The sequence below is a fragment of the Caballeronia sp. genome, from assembly GCF_049581465.1.
Classification (GTDB): Bacteria; Pseudomonadota; Gammaproteobacteria; order Burkholderiales; family Burkholderiaceae; genus Caballeronia.
In genome coordinates this window covers 1-2799 of record NZ_JBAUSA010001028.1, presented here as the reverse complement: position 1 = coordinate 2799, position 2799 = coordinate 1, and the positions used below count along the sequence as shown (strand labels likewise).

Annotated in this window: 3 protein-coding genes; 1 reads left to right on the top strand and 2 read right to left on the bottom strand. The window is 57.1% G+C overall.

Annotated features, from left to right (window positions below; translation table 11 throughout):
• Positions 1-1295 precede the first annotated feature (1295 nt).
• The gene (locus WCA53_RS25115) at positions 1296-1886 is read left to right on the top strand and encodes a response regulator transcription factor (RefSeq protein ID WP_423916796.1); all 591 of its coding nucleotides are present in this window, start codon (positions 1296-1298) and stop codon (positions 1884-1886) included.
• Positions 1887-2059: 173 nt separating this feature from the next.
• Here the strand turns inward: WCA53_RS25115 and WCA53_RS25110 are convergent, their stop codons facing one another.
• A complete protein-coding gene (locus WCA53_RS25110) occupies positions 2060-2548 on the bottom strand; it encodes a RidA family protein (RefSeq protein ID WP_423916794.1) in 489 nt (162 codons plus the stop codon).
• Positions 2542-2799: SDR family oxidoreductase (locus WCA53_RS25105; protein ID WP_423916791.1), on the bottom strand; the 258-nt coding region annotated here is incomplete at its 5' end. The genes WCA53_RS25110 and WCA53_RS25105, both read right to left, overlap by 7 nt.

Sequence of the window (2799 nt, the reverse complement as noted above, 5' to 3'; positions counted from 1 at the left end):
CCTATGGCTGCGCGCGCACGGCGCGCATTTTGAGCGTGATGCTCAGACGCTGTGGCATTTTGTGGCGCCGATCCGGCGATTAGCAATGCACCGAGAATAGTGAGAGCTATTTTTCGCATGTCAATCTCCGCTGGTTGGATGGTTTCTCGATCAGGGATCACAAACCCTACTGATCAAGCCGTGAACGCAATCATGCGGTTACCCCACCCGTCTCAGGGTGAGGTAACGCTGCGTTGAGATGGAACGCCTCATCAAGACTCTAACTGCCGGAGGGGTTGAGAGACGGGTCCCAGCCACCCACTCTTGACGGGTCCCTTCCACTGAAGCCAAAATTCTCGATGTTCCGGCCCGCCCGTGTTTGCGGGATGGCATAAGATGGCCCGCTCAGCTGATTATACGAACCGCGGAAATTCGACTCGTCATACGATCGGCGCGTGTGGCGCTCCGACGCGGTGGCCACCTGAATTCCCGATACTGCAATCAACAACGTGCCGAGAACGGTGAGAACTGTCTTTCGCATCTTAATCTCCGTTGGTTGAACGCCGTGTCGAGGCAATCGCGCCTCGCCTTGTGCGTTTTGTGTCTCAACAAAGTAGACCCGGAGGATGCTCTCGGTAATTCTACAGAGATGGATTGCGCTTCATGCCTTGGTGGTAGTCTATTCATCCCGAGATCCGAGTAGAACGGGCCCGCCGGCAGCCTTGGCGATGCCGCGCTCCAGATCTCCGTCGGCATCTGCACCAGACATCCGATATCGGCGTCGGTATATTGCGACGGCGGAGCGATCAGCGGCAACGCAGCGCAGTCGGAGGACAGTTGATCGCCTGGATGTAGATGCCGTGCCATTCGATCAGCGTCGCTGATCCGAACAGCACGGGGCGCACCGCCTCTACCAAATGTGGCTCGGACTAACGAGGTGTACCGCGCCGGCAAACGCGGCCGCGCACATTTTTCGAGGCACTTGAGCGCCTCGACCCCTGCGCGCGGTGACGTTAGGGAACAGGACATTTTGTCGCGCGAAGCATTTTAGAGGTCTTGGTCGCGGACGTGAAGACAGATCGGCGATCTTCCGGAGGTCACGATTTTCGATCGGTGCCGCCGCAGCCAAAGGCAGGATCTCGGCAATTGAAAAGTGTCGCCTGGAACCCTTGGAGCATGGCGCTCTGCAGATAACGGGCGGACTCCACTCATACCTAGGTTTGATCCCCGGAGGGACCTCCGCTGTGATATTGTTTTTTTTTGGTGTTAGCCGATGGTGCCTGGCGATGCCGTCCCAACCTAACGAAAAGCCGCTTGTGCGTATCGTAGATGATGACGCGTCGATGCGGGACGCGCTAGAGGGTCTGCTTGACTCGGTAAAGCTAGAAACCCGAACATACGCCACGGCGCAAGATTTTATGGCGTCAGCACTCCAAGATAGACCGGGATGCATCGTATTGGATATTCGCCTACCCGACATGAATGGATTGGATTTTCACGCCCGACTAAGGGAGATGGGTGTGCTGTTGCCAGTCGTCATTATGAGTGGCTACGGCAACATTCCCATGTCGGTACGCGCAATGAAGCGCGGTGCGGTGGACTTTCTTCCCAAACCCTTCGAGGACCAGGACATGATTGACGCCGTCGTCAGCGCCATCGAGCGTGATCGACAGCTCCGCGTCGTTCAGTTCAATGTTTCGCAGATACAGCAGCGGCTTGGAACGCTCACCCCACGTGAGCGGGAAGTGATGCTGCTGGTGACCACCGGAAAGATGAACAAGCAGATCGCAGGGGATCTCGGGATACAAGAGTTTACGGTAAAAATTCACCGGGGCGCTGCGATGCGCAAAATGGCTGCGCGCAGTTTGGCTGACCTAGTCAAGATGGTCGCGGTGCTTAAGCCCTAGCGATATCCTGATCAGTTGTCGCACGCTCGTATATTATCGTTTACGTCTCATTACATGCAACAACTGTCGTTCTTGGCTCGGCGTACCGAGGTCGAGCCAAAGGATAGCGGCGTGAAAAGACAATCTCTTATCGCGGTTGTCGAGGGAGACTTCCTCCGATTGGCATCTGTCCCTCATCCCGTCACCTCGAAAATTACCTCCAGCGCCACCGGCGAGCCCAGCGGCAGGCTGGCGACACCATAGACCAGCCGGCTGGGATTTTTGTCCTTTCCAAAGACATCTTGGAGGAGCTCCGAGGCGGCGTCGGCGACTTTTGGCTGATCGCGCACATCTCCGGAGGTCGCGACCGAAACGCCGAGCCTAACAACCCGTGTCACCCTGTCGAGCGATTCCAGATATTCTTTCGCGACTGCAAGCGCATTCAGCGCCGCGAGGCGCGCCGCCTCGCGTCCAGCTTCAACATCGAGCTCCGCGCCAACGCGCCCAACGATTTTTGCTCCGCGTCCCTCGGTGGGCAACATCCCGCTAAGAAATAGCAGATTGCCGGTCTGCACTGCTTCAACGTACGTGCCGAATGGCTCAGGCGGCGCTGGGAGCTTGATGCCAAGTGCCTTCAGCCGCTGCTCAGCCGTCGTTTGCCCAACTTTGTCACGGGCTACCACTTACCAACGTGCGCACCGCCGTCAACGTGAAGCACCTCCCCGGTTACCTGGCTTGCTTCAGTCAGATAAAGAATGGCGTCGACAATGTCCGACACACTGGAAATCTGCCCCATTGGTTGCAACGTCCTCAGAAAGTCCTTCGGATGATTCTTGTGCATCGGAGTATCCACGACGCCAGGAGCAACGGCGTTCACACGTATACCATGCTTTACGTATTCCATCGCGAGGCTCCGTGTAACCGCATCCAGTCC